Annotated in this window: 31 protein-coding genes; 25 read left to right on the top strand and 6 right to left on the bottom strand. The window is 48.8% G+C overall.

Going from position 1 to position 26505, the window contains the following annotated elements; genetic code table 11:
• Positions 1–97: 97 nt before the first annotated feature.
• The 3 genes from B9T62_RS14585 to B9T62_RS14575 all read left to right on the top strand — a co-directional run bounded on the left by B9T62_RS14585 (position 98) and on the right by B9T62_RS14575 (position 4142).
• Positions 98–2182: a serine hydrolase domain-containing protein gene (locus B9T62_RS14585; protein ID WP_087920280.1), complete on the top strand. Its 2085-nt coding sequence runs from the start codon at positions 98–100 to the stop codon at positions 2180–2182.
• A gap of 457 nt (positions 2183–2639) precedes the next feature.
• Positions 2640–3515, top strand: a complete 876-nt coding sequence (locus tag B9T62_RS14580; protein ID WP_087915922.1) for a DMT family transporter — start codon at positions 2640–2642, stop codon at positions 3513–3515.
• 357 nt (positions 3516–3872) lie between these two features.
• Positions 3873–4142: a hypothetical protein gene (locus B9T62_RS14575; protein WP_087915921.1), complete on the top strand. Its 270-nt coding sequence runs from the start codon at positions 3873–3875 to the stop codon at positions 4140–4142.
• Between the two features lie 244 nt (positions 4143–4386).
• Here the strand turns inward: B9T62_RS14575 and B9T62_RS14570 are convergent, their stop codons facing one another.
• Positions 4387–5202, bottom strand: coding sequence for a DUF2935 domain-containing protein (locus tag B9T62_RS14570; protein ID WP_087915920.1), 816 nt, complete (start codon positions 5200–5202; stop codon positions 4387–4389).
• 159 nt (positions 5203–5361) lie between these two features.
• On the opposite strand from B9T62_RS14570, the gene B9T62_RS14565 reads away from it, so the two are divergent.
• From B9T62_RS14565 to B9T62_RS14550, 4 genes are all read left to right on the top strand, one after another.
• Complete coding sequence (locus tag B9T62_RS14565) at positions 5362–5583, top strand: hypothetical protein (RefSeq protein WP_087915919.1); 222 nt, start codon at positions 5362–5364, stop codon at positions 5581–5583.
• Between the two features lie 145 nt (positions 5584–5728).
• The gene (locus B9T62_RS14560) at positions 5729–5938 is read left to right on the top strand and encodes a hypothetical protein (RefSeq protein WP_245864456.1); all 210 of its coding nucleotides are present in this window, start codon (positions 5729–5731) and stop codon (positions 5936–5938) included.
• Positions 5939–6071: 133 nt separating this feature from the next.
• Complete coding sequence (locus B9T62_RS14555; RefSeq protein ID WP_087915918.1) at positions 6072–6590, top strand: stalk domain-containing protein; 519 nt, start codon at positions 6072–6074, stop codon at positions 6588–6590.
• 136 nt (positions 6591–6726) lie between these two features.
• Positions 6727–7284, top strand: a complete 558-nt coding sequence (locus B9T62_RS14550; protein ID WP_087915917.1) for a hypothetical protein — start codon at positions 6727–6729, stop codon at positions 7282–7284.
• 200 nt (positions 7285–7484) lie between these two features.
• Here B9T62_RS14550 and B9T62_RS39085 read toward each other — a convergent pair whose 3' ends face one another.
• From B9T62_RS39085 to lexA, 3 genes are all read right to left on the bottom strand, one after another.
• A complete protein-coding gene (locus B9T62_RS39085) occupies positions 7485–7640 on the bottom strand; it encodes a hypothetical protein (protein ID WP_157685615.1) in 156 nt (51 codons plus the stop codon).
• 153 nt (positions 7641–7793) lie between these two features.
• Complete coding sequence (locus B9T62_RS14545) at positions 7794–8132, bottom strand: L,D-transpeptidase (RefSeq protein WP_087915916.1); 339 nt, start codon at positions 8130–8132, stop codon at positions 7794–7796.
• Between the two features lie 202 nt (positions 8133–8334).
• Positions 8335–8961: a transcriptional repressor LexA gene (gene lexA, locus B9T62_RS14540; RefSeq protein WP_087915915.1), complete on the bottom strand. Its 627-nt coding sequence runs from the start codon at positions 8959–8961 to the stop codon at positions 8335–8337.
• A gap of 196 nt (positions 8962–9157) precedes the next feature.
• On the opposite strand from lexA, the gene B9T62_RS14535 reads away from it, so the two are divergent.
• The 7 genes from B9T62_RS14535 to B9T62_RS14505 all read left to right on the top strand — a co-directional run bounded on the left by B9T62_RS14535 (position 9158) and on the right by B9T62_RS14505 (position 12694).
• The gene (locus tag B9T62_RS14535) at positions 9158–9571 is read left to right on the top strand and encodes a LysM peptidoglycan-binding domain-containing protein (protein WP_087915914.1); all 414 of its coding nucleotides are present in this window, start codon (positions 9158–9160) and stop codon (positions 9569–9571) included.
• A gap of 111 nt (positions 9572–9682) precedes the next feature.
• On the top strand, positions 9683–9892 hold the full coding sequence (locus B9T62_RS14530) for a DUF896 domain-containing protein (protein ID WP_087915913.1): 210 nt from the start codon (positions 9683–9685) through the stop codon (positions 9890–9892).
• Between the two features lie 48 nt (positions 9893–9940).
• Positions 9941–10465, top strand: a complete 525-nt coding sequence (locus tag B9T62_RS14525; protein WP_087915912.1) for a hypothetical protein — start codon at positions 9941–9943, stop codon at positions 10463–10465.
• Positions 10466–10536: 71 nt separating this feature from the next.
• Entirely contained in the window at positions 10537–11322 is a 786-nt protein-coding gene (locus B9T62_RS14520) for an HAD family hydrolase (RefSeq protein WP_087915911.1), read from the top strand.
• An 11-nt stretch (positions 11323–11333) separates the two neighbouring features.
• Positions 11334–11567, top strand: coding sequence for a YjcQ family protein (locus tag B9T62_RS41785; RefSeq protein WP_157685614.1), 234 nt, complete (start codon positions 11334–11336; stop codon positions 11565–11567).
• A gap of 318 nt (positions 11568–11885) precedes the next feature.
• Positions 11886–12389 carry a hypothetical protein gene (locus B9T62_RS14510; protein ID WP_087915909.1) on the top strand — a complete coding sequence of 168 codons (504 nt, stop codon included), beginning with the start codon at positions 11886–11888 and terminating at the stop codon, positions 12387–12389.
• A 59-nt stretch (positions 12390–12448) separates the two neighbouring features.
• Positions 12449–12694, top strand: a complete 246-nt coding sequence (locus B9T62_RS14505) for a hypothetical protein (RefSeq protein WP_087915908.1) — start codon at positions 12449–12451, stop codon at positions 12692–12694.
• Here B9T62_RS14505 and B9T62_RS14500 read toward each other — a convergent pair.
• Both B9T62_RS14500 and B9T62_RS14495 read right to left on the bottom strand, forming a co-directional pair.
• Positions 12684–13199, bottom strand: coding sequence for a stalk domain-containing protein (locus B9T62_RS14500; RefSeq protein WP_087915907.1), 516 nt, complete (start codon positions 13197–13199; stop codon positions 12684–12686). The genes B9T62_RS14505 and B9T62_RS14500 overlap by 11 nt on opposite strands.
• Positions 13200–13360: 161 nt before the next feature.
• Positions 13361–13666, bottom strand: coding sequence for a hypothetical protein (locus B9T62_RS14495; RefSeq protein ID WP_087915906.1), 306 nt, complete (start codon positions 13664–13666; stop codon positions 13361–13363).
• A gap of 136 nt (positions 13667–13802) precedes the next feature.
• On the opposite strand from B9T62_RS14495, the gene B9T62_RS41780 reads away from it, so the two are divergent.
• The 11 genes from B9T62_RS41780 to B9T62_RS14445 all read left to right on the top strand — a co-directional run bounded on the left by B9T62_RS41780 (position 13803) and on the right by B9T62_RS14445 (position 26285).
• On the top strand, positions 13803–13970 hold the full coding sequence (locus B9T62_RS41780; RefSeq protein WP_425436648.1) for a DUF7667 family protein: 168 nt from the start codon (positions 13803–13805) through the stop codon (positions 13968–13970).
• A 287-nt stretch (positions 13971–14257) separates the two neighbouring features.
• Positions 14258–14674, top strand: a complete 417-nt coding sequence (locus tag B9T62_RS14490) for a FixH family protein (protein WP_157685613.1) — start codon at positions 14258–14260, stop codon at positions 14672–14674.
• 178 nt (positions 14675–14852) lie between these two features.
• Positions 14853–18230 carry a methionine synthase gene (gene metH, locus B9T62_RS14485; protein WP_425436687.1) on the top strand — a complete coding sequence of 1126 codons (3378 nt, stop codon included), beginning with the start codon at positions 14853–14855 and terminating at the stop codon, positions 18228–18230.
• A gap of 119 nt (positions 18231–18349) precedes the next feature.
• Entirely contained in the window at positions 18350–19288 is a 939-nt protein-coding gene (rnz, locus tag B9T62_RS14480) for a ribonuclease Z (protein ID WP_087915903.1), read from the top strand.
• A gap of 292 nt (positions 19289–19580) precedes the next feature.
• A complete protein-coding gene (locus B9T62_RS14475) occupies positions 19581–20369 on the top strand; it encodes an HAD-IIA family hydrolase (protein ID WP_087915902.1) in 789 nt (262 codons plus the stop codon).
• Positions 20370–20412: 43 nt separating this feature from the next.
• On the top strand, positions 20413–21228 hold the full coding sequence (locus B9T62_RS14470) for an Fpg/Nei family DNA glycosylase (RefSeq protein WP_087915901.1): 816 nt from the start codon (positions 20413–20415) through the stop codon (positions 21226–21228).
• Entirely contained in the window at positions 21218–22063 is an 846-nt protein-coding gene (locus tag B9T62_RS14465) for a deoxyribonuclease IV (RefSeq protein ID WP_087915900.1), read from the top strand. Before B9T62_RS14470 ends, B9T62_RS14465 begins: the two co-directional genes overlap by 11 nt.
• A 1-nt stretch (position 22064) precedes the next feature.
• Positions 22065–22388 carry a thioredoxin family protein gene (locus B9T62_RS14460; protein ID WP_087915899.1) on the top strand — a complete coding sequence of 108 codons (324 nt, stop codon included), beginning with the start codon at positions 22065–22067 and terminating at the stop codon, positions 22386–22388.
• Positions 22389–23171 carry an ABC transporter ATP-binding protein gene (locus tag B9T62_RS14455; RefSeq protein ID WP_087915898.1) on the top strand — a complete coding sequence of 261 codons (783 nt, stop codon included), beginning with the start codon at positions 22389–22391 and terminating at the stop codon, positions 23169–23171.
• A 47-nt stretch (positions 23172–23218) separates the two neighbouring features.
• Positions 23219–24235, top strand: coding sequence for an SAM-dependent methyltransferase (locus tag B9T62_RS14450; protein ID WP_087920278.1), 1017 nt, complete (start codon positions 23219–23221; stop codon positions 24233–24235).
• Between the two features lie 544 nt (positions 24236–24779).
• The gene (locus B9T62_RS14445) at positions 24780–26285 is read left to right on the top strand and encodes a serine/threonine-protein kinase (protein ID WP_087915897.1); all 1506 of its coding nucleotides are present in this window, start codon (positions 24780–24782) and stop codon (positions 26283–26285) included.
• Positions 26286–26505: the final 220 nt, after the last annotated feature.

Below are 26505 nucleotides of genomic sequence, written 5' to 3'. Positions count from 1 at the left end.
GGGAGTTCAAATGATGAAAAGTCGATGGATAATGCTAGCTGTGCTATGTCTGCTTCTGCTGTTAACCGCCTGCGACGACAACACACCAGTGGCTGAGATGCAGAACACAGCAGAGGCACTGAATACATCTGAGGTGATCGAGTCAAGTGCTGCTCCGATAACCGTGTCAACGGCGGAAGTGGACTCGCCTTCTAACGAAGCTGGGCTCACCTACGAATTAACCATGAAAGCTGCAAATGAGAAAGCCGATCTCCTCACGAAAGCTTACGATACGAACAGCGTGCAATACGCCCTTATCGATCATGGCAACATCGTCGTATCCGGCCAATCCGGCAAGAATGATGAGCAGGGACTGAAACCGCTCACGAAAGACACGATGTATGGGATCGGCTCGACGAGTAAAATGTTTACCACGGTTGCCGTTATGCAGTTGGTCGATCAAGGGGAAATCGATCTCGATACGCCGGTCGTCCAGTATATCCCCGAGTTTACGATGACGGATGAACGTTACAAACAGATTACGCCGCGCATGCTGCTCAATCATTCTTCCGGGCTGAAGGGATCCTCGCCTACGAACGCCGGTTTATTTGAAGATAACGATACTTATGCCCACGACACACTGCTGAAGCAACTGTCCGGTCAGACCTTGAAAGCGGACCCGGGGGCTTATTCGGTTTACTGCAATGACGGATTTACGCTGGCCGAGATTCTGGTCGAGCAGGTCAGCGGCATGGACTTTACCTCTTATATCCATCGATATATTACAGAACCTCTGGGTATGGTCAATACGAAGACGCCACTCGATTCTCCGGACACAGCGAAGTTGGCGGGACTCTATTATCCTACATATACAGGACAACTCCCCAACGAGACGATGAACATGATCGGAACGGGAGGCATTTATTCCACGGCGGAAGATTTGGCTCGATTCTCGCAAGTTTTCATGGGGGAAGCGGAAGAAGTCTTGTCCGGTAAATCGGCTGCGGCCATGGCGCAAGACGAGTACAAGACGCCTTTGTGGCCTGACGATGCGGACAACTCATTCGACTACGGTCTCGGCTGGGACAGCGTCTATCTGTATCCCTTCAGCGAATACGGGATGAAGGCGCTGACCAAAGGCGGGGACACGATTCTTTATCACGCGTCGCTCGTTGTGCTTCCCGAACAGGACATGGCGGCAGCTGTTGTCACTTCCGGCGGGAGCAGCACGTACGATCAGCTTCTGGCGAACGAAATCCTGCTTCAGGCGCTAAAAGAGAAAGGGACAATTGCCGAATTCAAGCCTGAGAAGTCTTACGGCGTGCCGGTAAAGGCTGATATGCCAGAATCCCTGCTGGAGTATTCGGGAATCTATGGTGCGACCGGTTCAGCGACAAAAATAGATATTACCGAAGGTGGCGTCATGTCCATCACTTCGGAGCAATCGCCCGATAATCCAGCCGAGATCTACGAGTATTCGGCAGACGGGACGTTCCGGAGTGCGGATGGGAATACGATGATCAGCTTCGTGACGGAGGAGAACGGCCGTACCTACGAATGGCTTCGTCGATACGCTTCGGTCCCGGGTCTTGGGCAGGTGGCTATATCAATGTACAGCGCCGAGAAGCTCCAGCCCCAAGTTCTTCCGGCAGAGACCAAGGAAGCATGGATTCAGCGCGACGGGAAGAAGTATTATCTGCTGACTGAGAAGTATACGTCGATTTCTTATTTGACAAAGGTAACCACCAACTTGAATGTGTCGAAACAATTGCCGGGGTACGTGTTGGATAAGCGAATAACCGGCCCGAATACGGCCGTCTCCGAATTGCAAATTCCGGGATCGAACGGGCGGGATCTCTCAGGTCTTACGTTCTTTACACAAGACGGGGTTGAGTACTTGAATCATGGTGGAATCATCTTAGTGAACGAGGACGCCGTGAAGCCTTTTAACTTCGCTAAGAAGTCAATCGTTACGATTCCGCCCAGCGGATACGCCAGGTGGTATACGATAAGCGACAAAGACGGGGGCAAGATCGTTAAGGTGAGCATGTCCCCGAACGCTTCCTTCGCTGTTTATGATGCCAAGGGAACATGCATCTACTTCAGTGTCATCGGAGGCAAGGATCAGGTCGAACTGCCTGCAGGAGGATCCATAGTTTTCGCCGGAGATGCCGGCACGAAGTTCGAGATTTCCGCTCAGTAACTTCGCAATAGGCATTTCATAACTGGCCAAGATATAGTCCTGCGTATAAGAAAGAAGATTCCTCAAGAAAAGTTGGATGAACTAAAAACATCCATAAAAAGTGCCTTGATTCATTCCAATAGGTGAACATTCAACTAACTGGAAACGATAGTTCAATAAAACAGCGGCAGTCTAGGACTTTATCTTCTCGTCCATGGCTGCCGCTGTTTCTTTTATACTCAGAATAGTGATTTCCTCTTAAGCCTTTATAACACAGGCTTCATATTCTTTGCTATAATGAAATACAAATAATTGTTGTTAGAAAAAGAACTGGACTAGGGGTGAACATAATGTTTTGGACTCCATTATTTGAAAACGATGTACCAGTAGCACACTTCTGCTCTTAGTGGAGTGAATGTGACTACATCTCTCCGTTAGGGGCATTTTCGACCTAATTAAAAAACGGAGGGTATAAAAAATGAAAAACACCTTATTAGGTTCTTTATATTTAACTTTAGCTTCCATTATCTGGGGTGGTATGTACGTTGTTGTTAAAATTGTAGTATCGGTCATACCTCCACTAGAACTTGTGTGGATGCGATATTTAGTGGCAATTGTTGCACTTCTCGTTATCGGCTTCATAACACGGCAAAACTGGCGAATTGAGAAACGTTATTTCTTATTAATTGTAGCTATTGGAGTCATTGGTAATGCCATTTCAATTGTTGCTCAGGAAACGGGTACAATGTTATCCACAGCACAAATGGGAGCCATTATAACTTCTTCAACACCAGCATTTATGGTTATTTTTGCTCGCATTATCCTTAAAGAACAGTTGACGTTAAAAAAGGGAATCTCTGTTTTTTTAGCGACAATTGGAGTACTTCTCATGGTTGGAATTGGTGATGTGAATATGTCCAGTACTCTTGGAGGTATTGCACTACTTATTGCAGCATTAACATGGGCACTCATGTCTGTACTTGTAAAGCGTTTGCCAAGTGATTATCCACAAATTGTGGTAACCACCTATTCCATATTAGTAGCCCTAATCGTGTTGACTCCTTTTGTTTTGCCACGGTTACACGATATTAATATCTCTCAACTGACTCACCCGACCATTTGGGGAGGACTTTTATATTTGGGTATTGTTTCAACAGCAGGTGGATTTCTACTTTGGAATCGTGGATTACAAATGCTTAATGCTTCAAGTGGAGGAATATTTTTCTTTTTTCAACCCCTGGTTGGAACATTACTTGGATGGCTTATTCTAGGAGAGAATATAGGTTTAACGTTTTGGATCGGCTCTATCCTAATTCTCACAGGTGTTCTATTCGTTATCAACGAGAAAAAATAGTATTTAGAAACCCCCTTCAAATGTATCTGAAGGGGGTTTGCTTGTCTAACAACACTAATTTTAGATGGCAATGATGAAAGCGACTTGTTAAAGAATAATATTTCACAATACTGTTGCAAGGGAGTGCACATTAGAACAATTCAGTGATATAGAGTTCATTTACATAATGTTCCAAATGAAATATAATGATCCTATCGAGATCGTAATTACCTGCATTCCTTATAGTCTGGACTGGTTTGGCGCTTTTCGCCACAATTAAACCATATTATTGCCTTATGTGTATAGTTTGAAGTGAGCTTTGTTATCCATATTTCGTAGGTGTGATTGTTTGAGCATTACATAGAGGGGAGAGGTGAAATGAAGAAAAAATATATAGCTGTCCTCATGGTTTTATTTGTATTTTTACTCTTGATTCCAGGTTACATTGAGGCAAGAAACGGAATGGATAGCGGAACAAAAGATAGGTTGATAGAAAAATATGGACTTGATAAGTCTACAACTTCAAACTGGAACGTAGTAGATGTTGGAATAAGTAACCCCGTTCAGTTATTTATAATTATTAGTAAGGTGATCGTTAATCCTAGTGTTTTTGCAGTCCAAGAGGTTATATATAGTTTGATGGATTAGGGAGAAAGGGATATGTTCAAGAGATATAAAGTATCTGGTTCGTTCGAGTCTTTTTGAGTTTAGAGCATACATAAAATAACCCCATCTGGCTTCGTGCCTGACGGGGTTATTGTCCTTTCAGGGGTGACGTGTTATTAACAGCACAAAAGGCCATGATGTATGTAAAAAAATTATGAACTCCAACGAGACCAGATGAACTTGGTTGAACAATTTCTAGTTCCCAACCCGTGGAACCGAGATAGTGTTAATGGTGGATCATAGAGTTATTTCCTTTCCCAGTTAAAGAGTTTTCGAACATATCAATAATCTCCAAAAATCTCTCTGCTTCGCGGAAAACATGATCTGCAAGCAGCGGATGTATGATGCTTTTAATTCTACATTGATCGATTAAATCCCGAGCAGTTTTTTTGAAATCCCTTAGTGATTTTACCGATACCCTATTTTGATCGAGAAACTGGTTTAAGATTGGACCGGTTTGCGATTGAGGTCTCATCGATTCGATATCTCTAGCCTGAAATAATAATTGATCAAAATCTTGACTGAATTCTCGGGCCTGCTCAACAAGTTTCCGTTCTGAAGGATCTAACAGATGACCTATGAATTTGGCATGGTCGGCCATAATCCTTAAGAAAAATACATTTTCATCAATAATCGCATCATATAAAGGCTCTAATTTGCCTTGGTTTAACTCTTCCAATCGATTCCTGAAATAGTTAGCTTCTCTACTTACATGATCCACTAAAAGTGGGAAATTCGTTTGTCCAGGGAGCTTACAAGATAGAATCAAACCAAGTACTTTTCTTTTAAACGCCCAAATGTGACATACTGCTGTATGGACCTCCTGATTAAATTGTTGAATCGTTACAGGGTCTACATCAAGGGAGAAAGAATGAACCCGCCGTTCAATGTCTTCGAAAATCCGATAAAAGTGATTGGCTTCTTTAATCAGGACAGTATCTTCCGCTCGGAAACCCAATCCTAAAAAAAGGGAGTGTTCTTTCATAATTCTTGACCAAAAGCTGGTCTCTTCCAGAGACCGAGCAACAAATCCGTCAGACATAATACCCCTCCTCCTCATCTTTATAGACCATATGCTGGTTAAGCTTGGATTGATACCTTACTTTTTTAGTTGAAGCTACCCAGGTTCAGATATTAACTCTAGCAAATTCTCACATCATATGACACAATGAAAGAAAATAACTAAGGAGCTGTGATTAGGATGGAGAACTCAAATGCGACGTTAACGCTGGATCTGCTGGATGTACATAATATCCGGGTTAATGTGGAAGACAACAGTATGACTTATGTGGAAGCGGTGGAGCAAGAGGCACGTTTACAAGGGGTTGAAGTCAGCGGAGCGCAAGAAGTAGTGTTGCCTGAGAAACATGTCTACCTGAAGGACAGTATTGTTTCTGCATTGAAGGAAATTAAAGAGCTGTAACCAAAAGCCCTGCTGCTGAGAGGCTTTTTTTGTTGTCTGGTGTGACAATATCGTTTTACACCTATATAGCTTTCTTCTATAATTAACAGATTGTTCCAAACGGGGACGATCTATTTTTTTCGTTTTGAAGAGGGGAGAGCTTATTTTGCAGAATGGTATCTTTATGTTCAATTTGTTTCATCCTTTGTTATTGGTGCTCTGGCTGGTTTCGGTAGGGGTGACGATTTATATTATCGTGCTGGTGATCAAGCTTGCACGCAGAGGCATTGTAGCGCTCGACCTCTACATTTATGCCAAAAACCGTGAAATCCGCACCCGCTTCGAATCCGCTGATTCCGACGACTTAAATTTATAGCAAGCAGGAGCATTTGTCCGTAAGTGGGGGCTATTCTGCTCTGGCAGCCTGTCCTGCATATCCTTTCATTTCCTAAATAGTGCTGTGAAGTGCTAAAATAAAGGTAATGTACTATGCGGGGAGAGAAGAATCAATGAAAAAAATCGTAGCAGGATTTGTCGCCGCAGTGCTGCTGTTGATCAGTGCTGAGGCCCTGGGTTCATCTGTATCACTAATCGGAAAAAAGATCCAGGCTGAATTTATTGTAACTATATACGGGAAAAAGCTGGCCGATCCGGCCATTGTGATTGACGGGAAAAGTTACGCTCCTGTGCGTGCGATCGGTGAACTGGCCGGATTCGATGTAACGGTTGCCGACAAAACGATAAATTTTGAAGAGCGAAGCAAACCTTCGGGTTCAACGTCTGACCGGCCAGATCCGGCTATTATCGATCCGATGCAGATAGTGACGCCTAATCCGGCAATTGCAGCAGCCAAGATCCGCATCAATGCGATTGACGCCAAAATCAATGCAGTCGTAAACAATATTTTGACCACGCGTTCTATGTTAAAGCTGGAGCCTTACAGTACACCGCTGAAGAATAAATTAAGGCAATATCAGGGCGAATATGACAAGCTGCTGCAGCAAAAGCAAAATGAACTGCAAAAATAAACCCTAAAAGCCTCATGTTTCTTCGCTGCAATAATGTAGAAGCCTCATATAACAGGAAATAACTGAGGATTAGTTTCTCTTTATTCCCTGGATCGCGCCCATTATGATTAGCGTAACGTTAATCAGGGGTGATGATATGCCGGAAGTACAGAAGATTCATTATAATAAAGCTCTAATCTTGCTGGTGATCCTGCTTCTGACGGATTTGTTGTTGTATGTGCTGCGTATGCAGGAAATTTATCCTGTTCCGTATGTGGCACCGCCAATGTTCTATATTGTAGCCTTCAATCTGTTTGTTGTTATTGGGATAATGTTGCTGCTGCGGAAACGGGCTGCGGTGTTCTATTCCATTCCAGTACTCCTGATTGTTCTCGCAGGCTCGTATCTAGTGTTTAGCTTTATAGGCAATCAGTATGTTTTTTTGCCTTCCCCGGAACGGTCGGAAAGTATAGTTGTGAAGTACCACAGGTTCGTGATGATTGACACCTCGTATGTCTTTGAATTTTATCAGAAGGACTGCAGCGGACTGTGGATGAGCAAGCTTGTCGGCCAGCAGTATACCTATACGCTACCGATTCATGACAACCCGCTGACTCCTGAAGAGGTACTGGGACTGCAGAAGGGCAGGTGGACCAGCGAGAAGGAGCTTGTTTTCGATACCGTAACGGACAAATTGACTATTAAATTGAAGTAGAACTGGGCAAAGCACTGGAGCTGGATTTTGATCCGGAGTGGTATGGCAAACAAGATTAAGGAAGGGATGTACCCTGTTAACGAGAGAACATATAGAAAAATAATAAATAAATCCGGTCCGTTGTTCCCCATTATGGTGTGGGTTCATTCCTGGGAAGTTATTCTAAAGCGTCTTGTGAGGCAATCACTGTTTTTAGGGTGTTACGCCGGGATCACGCAAGGCAATAGCGATTCTGCGGCCACAATCAGCTTATTGACATCAGTAACAGGATACATATATACCAGCTTTAAGCCCGCTGCAGCCAGCAGCATGAGAATACCGGCCCCCGCAAATACCCATACAAGCACCATTAACATGAGTGTCCACCTCCTGCTTCTTACCCTAACATATGTTTGTCTACCAGAAACGATGAGTTTTATTGCATATTGAGAAATAACACCTCCGTGAATCGTGAGCTACGATCTGCGGAGGTGTTTACTGTTGCGCTGACCTTATGGATGGTTGATTATCTACTGTCGAATGGTAACCCTGGTGCCAATCGGCACTAGAGCCTGCAGGGCAAGCACATCGGCGTTAAACATCCGAATACAGCCGTGCGACACCTCTTTGCCGATAGAAGAAGGGTCATTGGTGCCATGAATCCCATAGTGAGGTTTGGACAGGCCCATCCAGAAGGCGCCAAAAGGTCCCCCAGGGTTACGCTGCTTGTTGATAATGGTGTAATCCCCGACAGGGGATTGGGTTAACATCTTGCCGATGCCGATGGGGAACCCTCTGACGACGATATCGTCATCCAGCAGGTATAACATGCGTTGTGAAAGATCCACGATAATGCGGTAGTTGGGCATAAGGAAGGATGCTCCTTTTTAATACAGAATATGTAGGCGGCAGGGCGGACGTTAATCATTATGCCAAAAACAAGCAATGCGAACATTTGTTCTGAATGGTGATTCATAAAGGATAATAAAAAAACTGCCCCGCGAAGATGCGGAGCAGCCTGGAATATAAAGGAAGAGGGAATAACTTGGTACCGTGATCATAGTGCGGAGATTAATGAATGTCGCGGAACAATCCAATGACGCGGCCAAGAATGGTAACCCGGTTCAGTCGCAAAGGCTCGTAGGCCGGATTCTCCGGCTGCAGGCGGATATGATCGCGTTCCTTATAAAAGGTCTTAACAGTTGCTTCATCTTCTTCAGTCATGGCAACGACGATATCGCCATTGTCAGCGGTCTGCTGCTGGCGGACGATTACATAATCGCCGTTCATAATGCCGGCGTCCACCATGCTGTCGCCCAGAACGGACAACATAAACACTTTATTGTCACCAACATAATGAGTAGGAAGCGGGAAGTAGTCCTCAATATTCTCTGTAGCTGTGATAGGTACTCCGGCAGTGACCTTGCCTACAACAGGAACGCGCGTTACCGTATGTGCGAATTGATGTGCATTCTCGGAATCATCCTGGCCCAGCAGCTCAATAGCGCGGGGTTTGGTTGGGTCCCGGCGGATCAGACCTTTCTTCTCCAGTCGGTCCAGGTGACCGTGTACGGTGGAACTGGAGGCAAGGCCAACCGCTTCGCCGATTTCTCTGACGGAAGGCGGATAACCCTTGCTGCGGACTTCGTTACGTATGAATTCCAGGATCGCCAGCTGACGACTCGAAATCTTTGACATCGGAATCAACCCCATATAGTAATGTTTGGGAAAAGTATAACATAGAACTTCCGTTCGTACAAACATAAGTTCTAACCTGTTCTCATAATCTATTTAAATAAAGGGAACAATTGTTCGAAAAAAACTATTGAACAAAACACATGTTCGTGTTATATTATTTTCGAAAGTAAGAACAAGTGTTTGGAGGATGATTATTATGTTGAAATACAGTACCTATGTCAGCATCTATGATAAAAGTAATGAAACTAACGCTAAAACAACTGCACACACTGCTGGTGGCAGCAGTAAGACTGCTAATTTCGCGGCAATCTGGAATCAAGCCTTCTCAGGACTGTTCACACAGGACAAGCTGTTTAAATTTGCACTGGTATTTGTACTTATCATTTCGGGTTTCACCGTAGTTGGCAATGTATTTGCTGGATCGGTAGCCTCATTGAGACAAGAGAAAATGATCGTCGTTGAACGGGGTGATACGCTTTGGAACATTGCACTGGAGAATAAACCGGCCGGTATGAAGACGGCTGTATATATAGAAGGAATAAGAATGCATAATGGTATTCAAGGCAGTGAGATCCAAGCTGGAGAAGTTATAGCTTTACCTGTTTACTGACCTCAGTATAACCGTATATCCATCCATCGAGAGCTTGCAAGGGAGTAGACCTTGACAAGCTCTTTTTCTCATGGCACAGTTAGAATGAAATTATTTAGGAGGGGAACCACATTGAATATAGATGAACTGGTCGCGCGAATCAACGAATTGGCACGCAAGCATAAGAACGGCGGCCTAAACGAAGAGGAAGTGGCCGAACGCGCCAAGCTCCGCGAGATTTATCTTGGCAATATCCGCAATAACTTCCGCAACCAGCTGGAGACGATAGAGATTGTGGATAAGGATGAGGATGGACAAGGCGGCAAGGATCTGTTGCATTAATCCTTGTTCCTTTTCACAGATATTATAGAATGACTAGGGGGAACTTACATGGCCCGTTCTTGGGAAAGAATGGTTCAACGCAACACACAGCAGATCAACAAGCAGAGAAAGAAGCAAGGCAAGGATTCCATTTATGCCACCACATCCAGCTCGGTCAAGAAAAGTGATATTTTCAAAGGCCGTAACATTGTATTCCCGTTCGTACTCGTATTGCTGGGAATCATGTTCTGGGTAGTCGGCTCGATTGATCAGAACAAAGGAAGCGGCATATTGGCCAATTGGCTGGGGGTTGTGCTGTATTTCCTGCTGGCAGCCCTGATGTATTTCCGCCGTCCTTATTTGAAGGTTGACAAGACCAAGCTGTCCACTATCAAATTCAGCCGTGAGCGTTCGTGGGCTGCTGCCGATATCGAGATGATTACGCTCTCCCGCAGCGCCGTTTCCATTAAGTATAAGAACAAACGCAGCCGCTGGGTATTCTCCAGATTCTTTAACCGATACGATACGGTTGCGATCGGGGAACGTCTTGAGGCTTTTGCGAAGCACAACAACGTTGCAGTAGAACACGAATAATAATTAGTCCAGCTGGGAGGTGTCTTCAAACGAGGTTTGAAGACACGCTCTTAGGGAGAGGGAGAACTGCAATGCCAATTTCGGCCGTACTATTTGACCTTGATGATACACTGCTCTGGGATGACCGGAGTATTGATGAGGCCTTCCGCACTACCTGTGAGGCTGCGGGAATTGCCCTGGACCCCCTGGAGCTGGAGACAGCAGTCCGCCGGGAAGCCAGAAGTCTGTATGAGTCCTATGAGACCTTTCCGTTCACTCAGATGATCGGAATTAATCCATTTGAAGCCTTATGGGGAAATTTCACAGCCGGTGAGCAGCCAGAGTTCCGAATGATGGAGCAGCTGGCCCCGGTCTACCGCAAGGAATCGTGGCGGCGCGGACTGGAAGCCATGGGTGTTAAGGATGAGGTGCTGGCAGCCGAGTTAGCCGAACGTTTTGCGGCTGAACGACGCAGCCGTCCGTATATCTATGAAGAAACTCTTCATGTGCTTGAACAGCTTCAGGGCAAAGTGAAGCTGTTGCTGCTGACCAACGGTTGTCCTGCGCTGCAGCAGGAGAAGCTGGATGGTGTGCCTGAACTGGTGCCTTTTTTTGACCATATTGTCATTTCAGGCAGTTTCGGCAAAGGCAAGCCGGATAAGGAGATCTTCCTCCACGCGCTTGGACTGCTGGAGATCGATCCAGAGCAAGGGGTTATGGTTGGGGACAAGCTGACTACTGATATCCGCGGCGGTCTGGCAGCCGGTTTGACAACCGTCTGGATTAACAGAAACTCCAAGGAAGCGAATCCGGACATTCAGCCGGACTACGAAATTCAGCATTTGAATGAGCTGCTTCCGCTCGTTGATTCCCTATAATTACTGTTCTATTGGTTGAGGCTGTCCCAAAAGCTGAGGACTTGGGTTTAACACGGGAAGAATTTGTACAGGTTGCGAAAATTATTAAGCAAGAAGGGTACATCGATAATGTTGGAATAGCAGCAACGATTGTATTTCTAAATAATTGCAACGTTACGATGAAGGGACATGAGTTCCTTGAATCAAACAGCACTTGGGCGAAGGCATATCAGGGTTTAAAAGAAATTCGTGACTGGCTAAAATAGCACCTTCGGGTGCTTTTTTTATGTCCGAAAACGACCTTCTGTGAGCCGTTCTCAGGCCTCGAATGCAGGAACACGTGTTTGTGTGGTGATGCGCGGAAAAGAGCACGAGGGGCTCATTCTCTTCGTCTCTTGCTGAGTTTCTGTCTAACCAAAGATGAAAAACCAACTCAACTCAAATGGATAAATTAATATAATGATAAATTATATATAATTAATATAAAGTAATTATTATGAAAATATTGTAACTTTTATATCAGAGGAACAATATACTATTAATTTTTCAGGAAAAAAAACCATATTTATAGGAGAAATTACTTTATGAACAAGAAAAAAATGTTGACAGCTATTCTTGCAACAGCCATGTTGACACTCACTTCCGTTGCAGTTGCATCTGAAGTGGTCAATGAAACTCCTTCTCAACAATCTTCAGTATCCACAATAACAAATGATGCTGTACAAGATTTAGTACACATTAGAACAAAAAACATTGATGAAACAATTTTTTATCCAATGGATGCAATTTTTATTAAAGATGTTACTCATACGGGTGCCACGGCCTTTAATAGTTCGTTTACAACAGGAAAAGGAAATGGTGATCAACTTAACATTTGGGTTAGAAATAATGCATCGTCCCCAGTTTACGTAAATATTAAGCGTGATGGGTCAGAATTTTACAACTATAAGTTGAATGGTGGAGCGCAACAAACCTTTAATTTCGTTCAGGATATTCCGGCAGGTGGAATTACTGGTAATTGGGAAGTATATGTTTACAACAGTGACGGAGCAAGGTATAACCTCAATATTAACGCAAGACAGTTCTAATGCTATTTAAATGCTTAAAGCACCTATAAGTGGGTGCTTTTTTATTTGGAGGTATCAGAATGGACATCAGAATCGTACAGATTGAGCAGCTAAATGTAGCTGCTTATAACCCCATGGTGTCTTTTACTGCGACAAGCGGAGCAGACATTGATATCATACCTTATCGGAGCAAAGACGATAGTGGAAGGGTTAACCGGGGGCAGTTCCACGAAATAAAAATAACGCCCAACAATCTCGGGCGCGTTGTTGCGACTGTAGTCAGCCAATTATTCGTTCAAAGCCGGGGGAAGGCAATTATTGAATAAGTCCGGCAGACAACAGACTGTCTAAATTGATCTGTGTACCGGATTCACTAAAGTTCAATTCTATGTTTCCAGATTCAGTCTTGGCAGTGTATAGCCCCTTTTTTTGCACAGGCAATGGGATTTCTAAAGATTTTGATTCTGTCTTTAAGACCATTGTGTCGGTCAAGTTTCCTGTTATTGTGACGTTCAGGTTTTTGAGTTCATCGAGAGAAATCCAGTTTTCGGGAATCTTCGCAGTGGCAGTTCCTTTCGATTTGAGATCAATTGATTTTTTCGTGTTATCATACTCCAGTCCGTAGCCGGTCATTTCGGCCACCTCACGGACTGGCAAGTATGTCGTGCCTTTATAGACAAGCGGGTCATTCTTCAGCGTTTGCTTCTGGCCATCCACAGAAAGTGTGAATTTAGCGAATACAGCCTGGACGGTTTGAGTTGTCGCAGCAGCTGCCATTCCCGCCGATCCGATCAGCATGCCAGCCACTAGCCCTATGATTGCTTTTTTCAAAACCTCAGCTCCTTTAATGTCATATTACTATATAAAGGTAAATGATGGGAGAGGTTTTATATCTTCGTCACCACAATATAGTAATGTACAGTTTGCCCCAGAGTGAGGTAGAATAGGCGCAACGGAAGCACCGTACCCTGCCAGCACTGGCGGGTTATTTTTTAGATGTCAATCCATTCTACATGCTCAGCTTGTATAGTGAGCTTAATAATATCATCGCCGTCTAATATAAACTCTACCTGCTCATCATCAGTTGTGGGAATAAACTTCATTTCAAGAATATCATTGTTATCAAATATTAAAGTAATAGGTGATAACTCATAGTGAGAAATTCCTGTGAATTTTAGGGTCTTAGTAATAATTTCTGAGTCTGTACGTTCATTATAGGAAGGTTGCCGCCATTGAATTAAGTCAATGGTAAGTAACAACTCTTTTGTGCTGTCATCATAAGTAATTGATTCAACCATGCTATCGTGGAGATCAATACCTCCGAAATAAAGGTTTTGTTTGGCTGATTACATGTTTTCAGGCCCTAATAAAAGTACAAAATAACTTTTGGGTGTGTCTAAACAAAAATACCTATATATGCAATAAAATGATAATATGGCCGGACCGCTTACTATAGAAGAGGCAAAGGAACCGCAGTATTGTCTCCGGGAAAATACACGATACTGCTGGGATTGCCTGATGATCGATAACCAGTCCAGGTTGTCGAGTCAGACTCATGACCATGAGTGGCAGCTGGAGCTGAGCGGAAACTGGAGGTATTGAGATTGACCGGAAGGGTGCCGAAGATTTAGCTTTATTATAGAAGGAACGTGAATTACATCTGTTTTTTGTTACGAGATTTTAGATAATGAAATCACAAAAAAATTACTACTTTACTTTACAACCCGTTACAACAGTTTGTAAAAATAACTTGGATGTATCCATGAGCAGATAACAACGGCACAAGATTTACACTGATTTATGCCGGGTCACACGTTAAACATATGTGTATAATAGAAGCAGATTGTCTTGAACTTGTGAGGTATACCACTGAACCGGGGGGATTCCAGATGATATTCCGCAGAGCAATAGGTTCTTTACTGGCAACAGCAGGGGTGCTTGTATCTATGGGCTGTTCAAATGGTGGCCATGAGATGTCGCATGACGCTCTAGATCTGTCCATGGAGCCCATCCAGGTTGAACTGGACTGGAGTCCGCAGCAGGTGTCAATTAACGAGAAGATAGTTCTGGAAGCTTCCGTCACGCAAGGCGGCGAACCGGTGAATGATGCCAAAGAGGTTGTGTTCGAAATTGTCGGCAGTACGGATAAGGAGCAAAAGCTGGAATGGAAGGGTGAGCAGTCGGGCGAGGGAGTGTATACAGCGGAGGGCATTTTAGAGCAAGAAGGTACGTACACGGTTACTTCCCATGTAAGCGCCCGCACTCAGCATTCCATGCCCAGCAAACCATTAACCGTTCTTCCTTGAGACAAGGAGGAATGGATGCAGCAATGAATACGTATAATGCGGGGTGGAAAGGAAGGCTTTTCGGATTCCCTTAATTCTGCTAAACTTACTCTAACGTTTTACTAGGGGGATTCTAAACTTGGCTAAATATACACTGGCAGAAAGCTTGCAGCAACGCATATTGATTCTGGATGGCGCAATGGGCACGATGATCCAGCAGGTTCCCCTTACAGGTGAAGACTTCGGTGGGGAAGATCTGGATGGCTGTAACGAGATGCTGGTCCTTACTCGGCCAGAAGTCATCCAAACGATTCATGAGCAGTACCTGGAAGCAGGTGCAGATCTCATCGAAACCAATACATTTGGCGCTACCTCTGTGGTGCTGGCAGAATACGATATCCCGCAGAAGGCACGTGAGATTAATCTGGTTGCGGCCAAGCTTGCACGCAATGCGGCAGATAAATATGATACACCGGAACGTCCGCGTTATGTGGTAGGAGCCATGGGCCCTACAACCAAGACGCTGTCCGTAACGGGAGGCGTAACCTTCCAGGAACTGGTGGACAGCTATGAGGAGCAGGCGGTTGCCTTGATTGAAGGCAAGGTGGATGCTCTGCTGCTGGAGACGTCTCAGGATACGCTGAACGTCAAAGCGGGCAGCATCGGAATCCGCAATGCGTTTGAGCAGACGGGGATTACGCTGCCGGTGATGATCTCGGGAACCATTGAGCCAATGGGAACTACACTTGCCGGGCAGAATATTGAAGCCTTCTACATTTCGCTTGAGCATCTGAATCCAATCTCGATAGGGCTGAACTGTGCGACCGGTCCGGAGTTCATGCGTGATCACATCCGTTCTCTGGCAGAGATCTCCTCGAGCGCAGTCAGCTGTTACCCAAATGCGGGTCTGCCGGATGAGAACGGGAATTATCATGAATCCCCGGACTCGCTGGCCCGCAAGATCGCGGCCTTTGCCGAGAAGGGCTGGCTGAATATTGCCGGCGGCTGTTGCGGAACCACACCGGAGCATATCCGGGCGATGGCTGCGGCGCTTGCGGTCTTTCCGCCCCGTCCCTTGGAAGGCCACCATCCGCCGGCATTGTCCGGGATTGAACCGGTATATGTTGAGAATGACAACCGCCCTTATATGGTCGGCGAACGGACGAATGTGCTCGGTTCCCGGAAATTCAAGCGGCTGATTGTTGAAGGCAAATACGAGGAGGCCTCGGAAATTGCCCGTGCACAGGTCAAGAGTGGAGCACAGGTAATTGACGTCTGTGTGCAGGACCCGGACCGTGAAGAGTCTATAGACATTAAGCTTTTTCTGGAATTGGTCGTCAAGAAGGTTAAGGTTCCGCTGATGATTGATACGACCGATCCCGAGGTAATTGATCTGGCACTGCAGTATTGCCAGGGCAAGGCGATCATTAACTCCATTAATCTTGAAGATGGTGAAGAAAAATTCGAGCTGGTCACACCATTGATTCATAAATACGGAGCAGCGATTGTGGTAGGTACGATTGATGAGACTGGACAGGCTATTCTGGCTGAAGACAAGCTGGCCGTTGCCAAACGCTCCTATGAGCTGCTGGTCCATAAATATGGCCTGGCCCCGCAAGACCTGATCTTCGATACACTCGTATTCCCGGTAGGAACCGGAGATGAGCAGTATATTGGTTCAGCGAAGGAGACGATTGAAGGTATCCGCCTCATTAAAGAGGCGCTGCCAGGTGTCCACACCATTCTAGGCATCAGCAACGTATCGTTCGGGCTGCCAGAGGCAGGGCGTGAAGTGCTTAACTCTGTCTTTTTATATGAATGCACCAAGGCCGGTCTGGATTATGCGATTGTGAACACCGAGAAGGTGGAACGTTATGCCTCCATTCCTGCAGAGGAGCGTCAGCTGGCCGAGCAGCTAATCTATAATACGAATGATGAGACACTGGCAACCTTTGTAGCGGCGTTCCGCGGCAAAAAGGTCGACAAAAAAGAGAAGATCTCCAACCTGTCACTTGAGGAGCGTCTCGCCTCCTACGTTGTGGAAGGAACCAAAGAAGGGTTGATCCCCGATTTGGATGAAGCCTTGAAAAAATCAGGGGCGCTGGATATTATCAACGGACCGCTGATGGCCGGGATGTCCGAGGTTGGGCGGCTGTTCAACAACAATGAGCTGATTGTCGCTGAAGTGCTGCAAAGCGCTGAAGTCATGAAGGCTTCGGTTTCGCATCTGGAGCAGTTTATGCAGAAGGATGAGACCGCGGTAAAGGGCAAGATTATGCTGGCTACAGTCAAAGGCGATGTACATGATATCGGTAAGAATCTGGTCGAGATCATTCTGTCCAACAATGGTTACCAGATCATCAATTTGGGTATAAAAGTACCACCGCAAACGATTATCGAAGCCTTCCGCAAGGAGAAAGCGGACGCGATTGGATTATCCGGTCTATTGGTTAAATCTGCCCAGCAGATGGTATTGACTGCCCAGGATCTGCGTACCGCCGGCATAGATGTGCCGATCATGGTCGGTGGTGCCGCTCTGACCCGCAAGTTCACCAAAACAAGGATTCGCCCTGAATATGACGGGCTTGTGCTCTATGCCAAGGATGCGATGGATGGGCTGGCTATTGCCAACCGACTGATGAATCCAAGTGAGCGGGCGCTCATTGAAGATGAGGTCCGTGATGAAGTGGATGCGGTAGCAGCTGCACCGGTGAAGACCGAGCTGCCGGCATTGACCCGGGCGGTTAACTCGACCATCTCCAAGGATGCGCCGGTATTCATTCCGCCTGATCTGGATCGGCATGTGCTGCGCAGCTATCCGCTTGGCCATATTATTCCTTATGTGAATATGCAGATGCTGCTGGGCCATCATCTAGGGCTGAAAGGCTCCGTGGAAACGTTGTTGTCAGCGGGAGATAAGCGGACTGTAGAGCTGAAGGAGACGGTTGACGGCATCCTGCATGAGGCCATTCTGAACGGTACAATCACCCCTCATGCGATGTATCGCTTCTTCCCGGCGCAGTCGCGCGGGAATGACATTCTGATCTATGATCCGCAGGACACGAGCCGTGTTCTGCATACCTTCACCTTTCCGCGACAGGCTGTAGAGCCGCATTTGTGCCTGGCAGACTTCCTGAAGCCGGTAGACAGCGGGATTATGGATTACGTCGGTTTCCTGGTGGTTACGGCAGGCCACGGGGTCCGTGAGCAGTCAACGGTACTGAAGGACAACGGAGACTATCTGCGTTCGCATGCCTTGCAGGCTGTGGCGCTGGAGGTTGCTGAAGGGCTGGCAGAACGGGTCCATCACATGATGCGGGATACATGGGGTTTCCCTGATCCGGCTGATATGACGATGAAGCAGCGGCATGGTGCCCGCTATCAGGGAATCCGCGTGTCCTTTGGTTACCCGGCTTGTCCCGATCTGGAGGATCAGGGTCCGCTGTTCCAGCTGCTGTCACCGGAGGATATCGGAGTGCAGCTTACCGAAGGGTTCATGATGGAGCCGGAGGCTTCGGTATCGGCTATGGTATTTGCCCATCCGGAGGCGCAATATTTCAATGTGGAGAAGCAATAACACAGCAAGAGCAAGAACGGCAGCTGTCCTGTGAGGGGCAGCTTGCCGGCTCTGCCAGGCGGAACCTCCCGTGACGGGGGGTTTTTTGCTTGAATGATTGAGAAGAGAGGAGGATGAATATGGAAGTGTATTTCCTGGGTACTAATGCAGGTATTCCGACACTGCAGCGCAATGTAACCTCTGTGGTGCTTCGCCTGCTGGAGGAGCGCCGCAGCTTCTGGATGTTTGACTGTGGAGAGGGGACCCAGCATCAGGTGCTGCGTTCTCCGCTGCGGCTGGGGAAGCTGGAGAAGATTTTTATTACTCATCTGCATGGTGATCATCTGTTTGGTCTGCCAGGCTTGCTGTCCAGTCGTGGGTACCAGGGGGGGACTGCCCCGCTTACGGTTTATGGGCCGCCGGGGCTGAAGGCTTATCTGGAGGTTTCGCTAGCTGTGAGTCAATCCCGGATTCCCTATAAGCTGGAGGTTGTGGAGCATGCCGGCGGGCTGATCTTCGAGGATGACTGCTTCAAGGTGGAGGCAGGGCTGCTGGAGCACCGGATTGACAGCTATGGCTACCGTGTTACCGAGAAGGACAGCCCCGGCAGTCTTAATACAGAGCTGATCCGCAGCTATGGCTTGAAGCCGGGACCTTTATACGGCAAATTGAAGAAAGGCGAGGATGTTACGACGGAAGAGGGCGTGACCATCATCGCCGCCGACGTCATCAGTGAACCGAAACGGGGACGGGTGGTGACGCTGCTGGGTGACACCAGACCTTGTGCAGGTTCACTGCCGCTGGCGCGGGAAGCCGATCTTGTCATTCATGAAGCTACCTTCGGCCATGACCTCGCCGAGATGGCCTACCAATATCATCACAGCACGGCCCGTCAGGCGGCGGAGCTTGCGAAGGAAGCCGGTGCCTTGCAGCTGCTGCTGACACATTTCAGCTCCCGCTACAGCTCTGGCGAAGAGCTGGAGCCGCTGCGGGAAGAAGCTGCGGCCATCTTCCCGCAGACTCTGCTGGCAGCGGAGTTCTGTACCTTTCCGGTGGTTAGAAGGCGCTCCGGGCATTGATTATTTTCCGGGAAAGCGCAGGAAATGACAGCTGACTGCCAAAAAAAGCCGCGCCGGACGGCAGTTCGATTCTGTTCGACGAAGAATGTAAAATTTAAAGAATTATCAGTCTGTTCCAGCTGCGAACCGCTAAAGATAATGCCGAAACAGAGCGTAACAAAAGCTGGATTTCAGGAAATCAGAATTAAGATGCAGAGCAACACAAGCAGCTTGATATAGCCATTCAACCAGTTAATGATTTATCTGATTAAATATATAATGAGCGTGATTTTGCCAGGAAAGAGGGATTTGCATGCACAATATTCAAGGACTATTAATTGATCTGGACGGCACCCTCTACCACGGGGGGAAGATGATTACGGGAGCGGATGAGCTGATCCGGCGCTTGCGCCAGGCCGCGGTTCCCTTTCTGTTCGTAACCAACAATTCTTCGCGGACGCCGGCAAATGTGGCAGCCCATCTGCGTGGAATGGGGATTGCTGCGCAAGCGGACGAGGTCTGCACCTCCTCCCTGGCAGCAGCCAGATACATTGCTGGCGAATTACCCGGGGCTAGAGTGGCGATACTTGGAGAAGACGGTCTGCATCAGGCTTGTGCAGCGGCAGGCCTGCAAATCGTAGCCGAGTCGCCGCAGTATGTGGTTCAGGGCATCGACCGTTCTTTTACATACGATTCGTTGGCTCAGGCATCGCGCTGGATTCTGGGCGGAGCCAAGTTTGTGCTGACTAATCCTGATCTGATGCTGCCTTCCGACGATGGTTTCATGCCCGGCGCGGGAACATTGGGTGCTGCTATAGAAGCGGCAACCGGAGTGGCTCCGGTAGTCATTGGCAAGCCGGAATCCCATCTGATCACCTATGCGTCCTCGCTGCTGGGGATTCTGCCGGAGCATGCTGTTGTCATTGGCGACAACATGCGGACAGACATCGCCGCTGGAGCAGGGGCAGGCTGCCGGACCGTGCTTGTGCTGACGGGACTCACGAACCGGGATAATTACGAGAGGTATCAGCAGGTTTCAGGTGTTGTTCCGGACGAAATATGTAACGATTTAACTGAACTTATGACAACGCTCGGTGTATAATAGCTAAGGTCTTACTACTTCCAACTTAGAAGGGACGATCGAAATGCCGGAATTGCCGGAAATGGAGAATTACCGCAAGCTGCTAAGTCAGCATTTGATAAATGTACCGATTACAGGCGTAACCGTAAACCGCGAGAAGACGATTAACCTGGAGGCCGAAGCCTTCCGGGAAGCTATAATGGGAGCAAGAATTGTGTTCGTGGAACGGCGGGCGAAGCATATTCTGTTTCATCTGCATGACGGGCGCAGATTGCTGCTGCATCTCATGCTCGGCGGTCTGCTGTACTATGGCCCGGAAGCGGAGCGGCCGGATCGAACGACACAGGTTGAGCTGGCTTTTGGAGACCAGATTCTCTATTTCATGGGCCTGCGGCTGGGGTATCTGCATTTGCTTACGGTTAAGGAGAGCGAAGCTGCAATGGGCAAGCTGGGACCGGAGCTGCTGGACCGGAGAATGAATGAACAGCGGTTCGCAGCCATGCTGAAGGGACGGCGCGGCGCACTCAAGAGTCTGCTGGTCAACCAGCATGTAATGGCTGGAATCGGCAACTGCTATGCGGATGAGATTGCTTACGAAGCGAGGCTGCTGCCGTCGGTGCTGGTCCAGAATCTGACCGAGGAATCCATCAAACGTCTGTATGCCAGCCTAGTTAAGGTGCTGAATGAAGCTACTGAAATCGGCGGGTATATGGAGATGCCATTTATGGCCGGAGACACCGTCACCGGTTCCTATAACGACCAGTGCAAAGTATATGACCGTGAAGGCGAGCCTTGTCTGCGCGGTGGGGGAACAATTGTCAAAATTGAACTGTCCGGACGAAAGGTATTCTATTGCCCGGACTGCCAGCATGAGCAATAGCCCCAGTATCGGGGCGCATGTCAGCATCCGCGGCGGTTACGGGAGAGCGGCGCGGTTCGCCTGGGAGAGCGGAGCGGCATGCTTTCAATATTTCCCGAAGAACCCGCGCAGTCTGAAGCTGAAGCCGCTGGATGAGCGGGATGCACTGGACTGTGCAGCTTTTTGTGAGGCCAAGGGACTGGTTTCGATTGCCCATACTCCCTATCCCACCAATATGGCTGTCGGTGCAGAGCAGCGGAAGGTGATGGTGGCCTCGTTGCGCAATGACCTGGAGATTGCCGAGGCTTGCGGTTCGCTGGGGATCGTGGTGCATTTCGGGCCATTTGGCGGAATTGATCCGTTACAGGGGTATCAAAATATTATACAATGTATGAATGAAACACTCTTCTCCTGGGAAGGGAAGGCCAAGCTGCTGATAGAGAATCAGGCTGGCAACCACGGCTCCGAAGGCATCACGCTGGAGGAGTTGGTCAAGGTGCGCGAGCTTAGCCGTTCACCCGAGTCTATCGGGTTCTGCTTCGACACCTGTCATGCGTATGCGGCTGGAACCTGGGACCCGCAGCGGACCGAAGAGCTGCTTGAGCGGGGTGAGCGGCTGGGGTACTGGCAGCAGCTGACTGCCATTCATCTGAACGACTCTCAGTACCCGTTCGCTTCGCGTCGGGACAGGCATGCTCCTGTAGGCCGGGGACATATTGGCGCTGAAGGGCTTGCCGGCCTGCTCATGTCGGAACAGGTGCGGGGAATCCCCGCCGTTATGGAAACGGAGAAAGGCGCAGACGGCAGCCACCGGATGGATATTGCGACGGTGCTGTCCTGGTATGGGAGGGAATGACATGAAGGAAATGAATGAAGCGCAGCTGCTGGAAGCCTGTGATACGGCGGGCAGTCCGCTGGCTGTCTTCTTCTATACGCCGCTCTGCGGAACCTGTGGGGCCGCCCGGCGCATGCTGGAGGTGGCTGAGCATCTGCTGCCCCCGGAGGTGGTCGTGGCCGCAGGCAATGTGAACCAGCTGCCGGGTCTGGTTGCACGTTACCGGATCTCCAGTGTACCTGCCCTGCTGGTGGTATCCGCTGACCGCGGGGCAGAGCCGGACATCTATTATTCAATGGTTTCAGTAGAGCGGATGCTGGAATACATAAGGAGTGTGACCTCATAAATGATATCTTTACAGCATTTAACCCTGCGCAGGGAAGAAAGTTTAATTCTGGATGATGTCTCGCTGGACATCCGGGATGGTGAGAATTGGGTTATACTGGGCCGCAACGGCTCGGGCAAAACTACGCTGCTGGAAATGATGACTGGATACCTGTTTCCAAGCAGCGGCTCGGTTGAGGTACTGGGATATAAATACGGCCAATGCGATTTGCGCGAGGTGCGCAAGGAGATTGGATACATCGGCCCCTCGCTGATGGAGAAGCTGTCACTCAGTGATCCGGTCTGGGAAGTGGTGGCTACTGGAGCCTATGCTTATCTGCGTTTCTATCAGACCATTCCGCAGGAGGTGCAGGATCAGGCTATCGCCATGCTGGAGGATATGAATCTGGGAGCGCTGGCATATCATCCTTTTGGCACACTGTCCCAGGGGGAACGCAAGAAAGCCATGCTTGCCCGCTGTCTGATGGCGGAACCCAAGTTATTGATTATGGACGAGCCCTGCGCCGGACTTGATCTCTATGAACGCGAGAAAATGCTGGCGGAGATTGATAAGCTTGGCCGCCGGAACATTTCAGTCGTGTATGTCACCCATCATGTAGAGGAAATCGTGCCCTTGTTCACGCATGTAGCCTTGATCCGTGACGGGAAGCTGGCCGGCTCCGGTCAGAAGGAAGAGGTATTGACGAAGGAAATGCTCATGGCGGCCTATGATATCCCTGTAGAGGTAGAATGGGAAGATGGACGTCCGTGGATTAAAATAAGATCTGGAGGCACAACGATTTGAGTGAGTTAGAGCAAGCGGCCGGTGAGCAGGAAGCTGCCCCGGTAGAAATGGAAGCTTCAAGATATATCTGTACCGCGAACCACGGCTTTGCCGCTTATGCCCAGGAAGAGCTGTTTCGCTTGTTCGGAGCGGTCAAGAGCACCCAGCTTCTCCCGGGTGAAGTGTTTATAGCGACGCTGCAGGCTTCCCCCGAAGAAGTTGCCGCCAGACTGGCGCAGCAGCTGCCTGTGTTCCTGCGCCATATCCAGCCCATCCAGTTCGAGGATGCCGGGGATAGCCTTGCGCTTGAGCGTCTGGCTGCTTACTTGAACGGCCGGGAAGAACTGGCAGGACAGAAGGTGGCCATGCATCTGCGCAAGAGTGTGGACTACTTCTGGACAGAAAGCCCGGGACAGCTGCGCGAATGGATTCAGGAACAGCTCCAGGGTCTGAATGCAGAATTTACGGTACAGGACCCGGCTTGGGTGGTATCTATTTACGCTGACGGGGCGGCAATCTATGCCGGTGTGTCCCGGCCGGAGGACAACCTGTCCAGCTGGAACGGAGGCGCGATCCGCTTCCGTAAGGACGACGGGCAAATCTCGCGGGCTAAATTCAAGCTGATGGAAGCAGAGAAGGAATTTGAGATTCCGTTCTCTTCCTTCCGGCATGCGGTGGATATCGGCGCTTCACCGGGCGGCTGGACTTCGTTCCTGCTGGAACGCGGACTACAGGTTACTGCAGTGGACCCGGCGTTGATGCATGAATCGCTGCGCAAGGCGCCCGGCCTGAAAATTCTGCGCCGCAATGCCAACGAGGTGAAATTCAAGGAGAATGAATTTGATCTGCTGGTCTGTGATATGAGCTGGAGTCCGAAGCTGATGGCGAAGCTGGTTACAGGGCTGCTGTACAGTCTCGCGCCAGGCGGTACGGCTGTCGTTACAGTGAAGCTGATGCACAAGAAGCCGCTGGCGATGATCAAAGAGATTATTGCGATGTTTGAAGGCGAGCGGATGCAGATCCAGCGGGCGAAGCAGTTGTTCCATAACCGTGATGAAATCACACTTTATATGATAAAATATTAACAATCATACGTTACAAAAGGGAAAGCATCCCGTTATGTTACAATCTTCCACTCGCAGCAGGGGAGATTGAGACATCACGGATGCTTTTTTTTTGATGTACAGGAAATTATGATTTACTTGCGCATTCCGAAGGAACAGCCTGCTCTTGACCTTAAAGTTCTTGCGCATTCCGAAGGAACAGCCCGCTCTTGCTCTTAGGGTCTTGCGCATTCCGAAGGAACAGCCTGCTCTTGACCTTAAAGTTCTTGCGCATTCCGAAGGAACAGCCTGCTTTTGCTCTTAGGGTCTTGCGCATTCCGAAGGAACAGCCCGCTTTTGACTTTTGCTCCGGCTCGCATCCCGTCAGGGATAGCGGGCCGAGCCCTGCGACGTCCAAGCGGTCCCGTAGGGATAAGCGCTCTTACCTCACAGCCGCCTAATCACAGTACCGCCAGACTCATTCGCCAAATTTGCAGGTGTCCAGAGGGTGCAACCCTTTAGGGCCCTCCCTTGGAAGGGAGGGTTTGGGAGGGATCGATTTTTATTATAAGGAGGAGATGATGCAATGAATTATCAATCCAAGCTTAAGGCAGGACAAGTGCTAGGGGAACGGTATTTAATAAAGCGGCTAATCGGGTCGGGCGGCATGAGCTGTGTTTATCTGGCCGAAGATCTTCGGCTACCCGGCAAACGCTGGGCCGTTAAGGAGAATGCAGGTATAGGTCCTGAATATGATGATATGGCCAAGGAGGCTGAGCTGCTGGTTAAGCTCTCCCATGCCCGACTGCCGCGGGTGGTGGATTATTGCCTGCCTGATGCGGACGGTTATTGCTATTTGATTATGGATTATATTGATGGCGTGACACTCACACAATATATGCAGCAGCATCCGGGCCCGCTGCCTGGCCGGCTAATTCTAGATCTGGCCAGGCAGTTGCTGGAGGTGCTGCTATATCTGCATGCTCAGCAGCCCCCAATCGTGTACCGTGACCTTAAACCTGCGAATGTGATGCTGAGCGAGTCCCTAAGCCTTACGCTGATTGATTTCGGGATTGCCCGCAGTTATGCGCAAGGCAGCTTAAGGGAGACGGTGAACCTGGGAACAGCCGGGTTCGCGGCACCGGAGCAATATGAGGCGGGACCTTGTCTGCCAGCGGTGGACCAGTATGGTCTCGGGGCAGTGCTGCTCTACATGGCAACGGGCGGACATGAAACACGCTGGCGGTCCGGAATGGAAGCAAGGCTGCGGCCAGTGGTGGACCATGGTTTAATTCCGGTCATCCGGCGGCTGCTTCGCGTCCATCCGGATGACCGGTACCCTGATGCGGCGGCAGTTTTGGAAGCTGTGGAGCAGGTTCGCAGCCATTCCGATCCACATGGAGCTAGGCAGAAGATGCGGATACAGCCGCCGCACCGATCGGGTCAGCAGCCCCCGACTGTGGCGGCAGTGTTGGGAGCTGCGCCCGGTCTTGGTGCGACTCACACTTCGCTCGCGCTCAGTGTCTATTTGTCCGGGCTTGGCCCCACGGCTTGGGTGGATATGAACCTGGAGTCGCCGGTACATGAGCGTTTGCAGCAGATGTTTGGGGAGGAAACGGAGCTGCTGAGTCCAGCTGGGAGTGAGGGTGCTGCCTTCTCCTGGCAGAATATCCATTTCTGGCGCCCTGGCGCAGAGGGTTCGCTTACCGGCGTGCATGAGGCTGGCTATACTTACGTAGTGCTGGATCTGGGAACAGGCGAGGGCAGCGGTGGCCTGCAGCTGTTTGCAGCCAGCGAGCTTCCATTGCTGGTGGCCTCCGGCGCAGACTGGCGGCTGGAAGAGACGCTGCGTTGGCTGCGGCGTTGCGGTCTTGCACCCCAGCCCAAATGGAATATAGGGCTACCGCTTGCCGGCCCCCTCGCCCAGAAGCTGCTGCAGGAGCATATTGGCCTGGGCAGGGTGCTGGAGCTGCCGTTTCAGCGCGACCCCTTCCAGCGGAAGGGTAAGCTTGCCGGAGCATTGCGCAGTGTGGTGAGCGGGGCATCGGAGATGAATGCTGAAGCTGTAGGGCGTGGTTTTTTCAAAATATAAGAAAGTATAAGTTTCACTGGATACTTTATCCTTCTATTTTTCGCAGAACAGATGCCGTCTCTTTCAGAGGATGGCGAAGCCGTTTCTTCTTAAGAAAAAGCGATGAATTAGACATTTTTGTTTGCATTTCAGCCGGATTGGGTGAATTTCCTGTTTGGGTCTAAGGCCTGGATGTGCTAAAATAAGTCGGTATATGTGTATGGGAACAGTATTTAGGAAT

Source organism: Paenibacillus donghaensis, assembly GCF_002192415.1.
Classification (GTDB): domain Bacteria; phylum Bacillota; class Bacilli; order Paenibacillales; family Paenibacillaceae; genus Paenibacillus_AQ; species Paenibacillus_AQ donghaensis.
Note: the sequence above shows the minus strand (reverse complement) of the source record. Positions and strands in the feature narration are given on the sequence as shown.

What these genes read in the sequence shown, in the direction of transcription:
- B9T62_RS14585 (WP_087920280.1), top strand. Translation starts at nt 98, where the DNA reads ATGCAGAACACAGCAGAGGCACTGAATACATCTGAGGTGATCGAGTCA.
- B9T62_RS14580 (WP_087915922.1), top strand. Translation starts at nt 2,640, where the DNA reads ATGAAAAACACCTTATTAGGTTCTTTATATTTAACTTTAGCTTCCATT.
- B9T62_RS14575 (WP_087915921.1), top strand. Translation starts at nt 3,873, where the DNA reads ATGAAGAAAAAATATATAGCTGTCCTCATGGTTTTATTTGTATTTTTA.
- B9T62_RS14570 (WP_087915920.1), bottom strand. Translation starts at nt 5,202, where the DNA reads ATGTCTGACGGATTTGTTGCTCGGTCTCTGGAAGAGACCAGCTTTTGG.
- B9T62_RS14565 (WP_087915919.1), top strand. Translation starts at nt 5,362, where the DNA reads ATGGAGAACTCAAATGCGACGTTAACGCTGGATCTGCTGGATGTACAT.
- B9T62_RS14555 (WP_087915918.1), top strand. Translation starts at nt 6,072, where the DNA reads ATGAAAAAAATCGTAGCAGGATTTGTCGCCGCAGTGCTGCTGTTGATC.
- B9T62_RS14550 (WP_087915917.1), top strand. Translation starts at nt 6,727, where the DNA reads ATGCCGGAAGTACAGAAGATTCATTATAATAAAGCTCTAATCTTGCTG.
- B9T62_RS39085 (WP_157685615.1), bottom strand. Translation starts at nt 7,640, where the DNA reads ATGTTAATGGTGCTTGTATGGGTATTTGCGGGGGCCGGTATTCTCATG.
- B9T62_RS14545 (WP_087915916.1), bottom strand. Translation starts at nt 8,132, where the DNA reads ATGCCCAACTACCGCATTATCGTGGATCTTTCACAACGCATGTTATAC.
- lexA (WP_087915915.1), bottom strand. Translation starts at nt 8,961, where the DNA reads ATGTCAAAGATTTCGAGTCGTCAGCTGGCGATCCTGGAATTCATACGT.
- B9T62_RS14535 (WP_087915914.1), top strand. Translation starts at nt 9,158, where the DNA reads ATGTTGAAATACAGTACCTATGTCAGCATCTATGATAAAAGTAATGAA.
- B9T62_RS14525 (WP_087915912.1), top strand. Translation starts at nt 9,941, where the DNA reads ATGGCCCGTTCTTGGGAAAGAATGGTTCAACGCAACACACAGCAGATC.
- B9T62_RS14520 (WP_087915911.1), top strand. Translation starts at nt 10,537, where the DNA reads ATGCCAATTTCGGCCGTACTATTTGACCTTGATGATACACTGCTCTGG.
- B9T62_RS14510 (WP_087915909.1), top strand. Translation starts at nt 11,886, where the DNA reads ATGAACAAGAAAAAAATGTTGACAGCTATTCTTGCAACAGCCATGTTG.
- B9T62_RS14505 (WP_087915908.1), top strand. Translation starts at nt 12,449, where the DNA reads ATGGACATCAGAATCGTACAGATTGAGCAGCTAAATGTAGCTGCTTAT.
- B9T62_RS14495 (WP_087915906.1), bottom strand. Translation starts at nt 13,666, where the DNA reads ATGGTTGAATCAATTACTTATGATGACAGCACAAAAGAGTTGTTACTT.
- B9T62_RS41780 (WP_425436648.1), top strand. Translation starts at nt 13,803, where the DNA reads ATGGCCGGACCGCTTACTATAGAAGAGGCAAAGGAACCGCAGTATTGT.
- B9T62_RS14490 (WP_157685613.1), top strand. Translation starts at nt 14,258, where the DNA reads ATGATATTCCGCAGAGCAATAGGTTCTTTACTGGCAACAGCAGGGGTG.
- metH (WP_425436687.1), top strand. Translation starts at nt 14,853, where the DNA reads ATGGGCACGATGATCCAGCAGGTTCCCCTTACAGGTGAAGACTTCGGT.
- rnz (WP_087915903.1), top strand. Translation starts at nt 18,350, where the DNA reads ATGGAAGTGTATTTCCTGGGTACTAATGCAGGTATTCCGACACTGCAG.
- B9T62_RS14475 (WP_087915902.1), top strand. Translation starts at nt 19,581, where the DNA reads ATGCACAATATTCAAGGACTATTAATTGATCTGGACGGCACCCTCTAC.
- B9T62_RS14470 (WP_087915901.1), top strand. Translation starts at nt 20,413, where the DNA reads ATGCCGGAATTGCCGGAAATGGAGAATTACCGCAAGCTGCTAAGTCAG.
- B9T62_RS14465 (WP_087915900.1), top strand. Translation starts at nt 21,218, where the DNA reads ATGAGCAATAGCCCCAGTATCGGGGCGCATGTCAGCATCCGCGGCGGT.
- B9T62_RS14460 (WP_087915899.1), top strand. Translation starts at nt 22,065, where the DNA reads ATGAAGGAAATGAATGAAGCGCAGCTGCTGGAAGCCTGTGATACGGCG.
- B9T62_RS14455 (WP_087915898.1), top strand. Translation starts at nt 22,389, where the DNA reads ATGATATCTTTACAGCATTTAACCCTGCGCAGGGAAGAAAGTTTAATT.
- B9T62_RS14450 (WP_087920278.1), top strand. Translation starts at nt 23,219, where the DNA reads ATGGAAGCTTCAAGATATATCTGTACCGCGAACCACGGCTTTGCCGCT.
- B9T62_RS14445 (WP_087915897.1), top strand. Translation starts at nt 24,780, where the DNA reads ATGAATTATCAATCCAAGCTTAAGGCAGGACAAGTGCTAGGGGAACGG.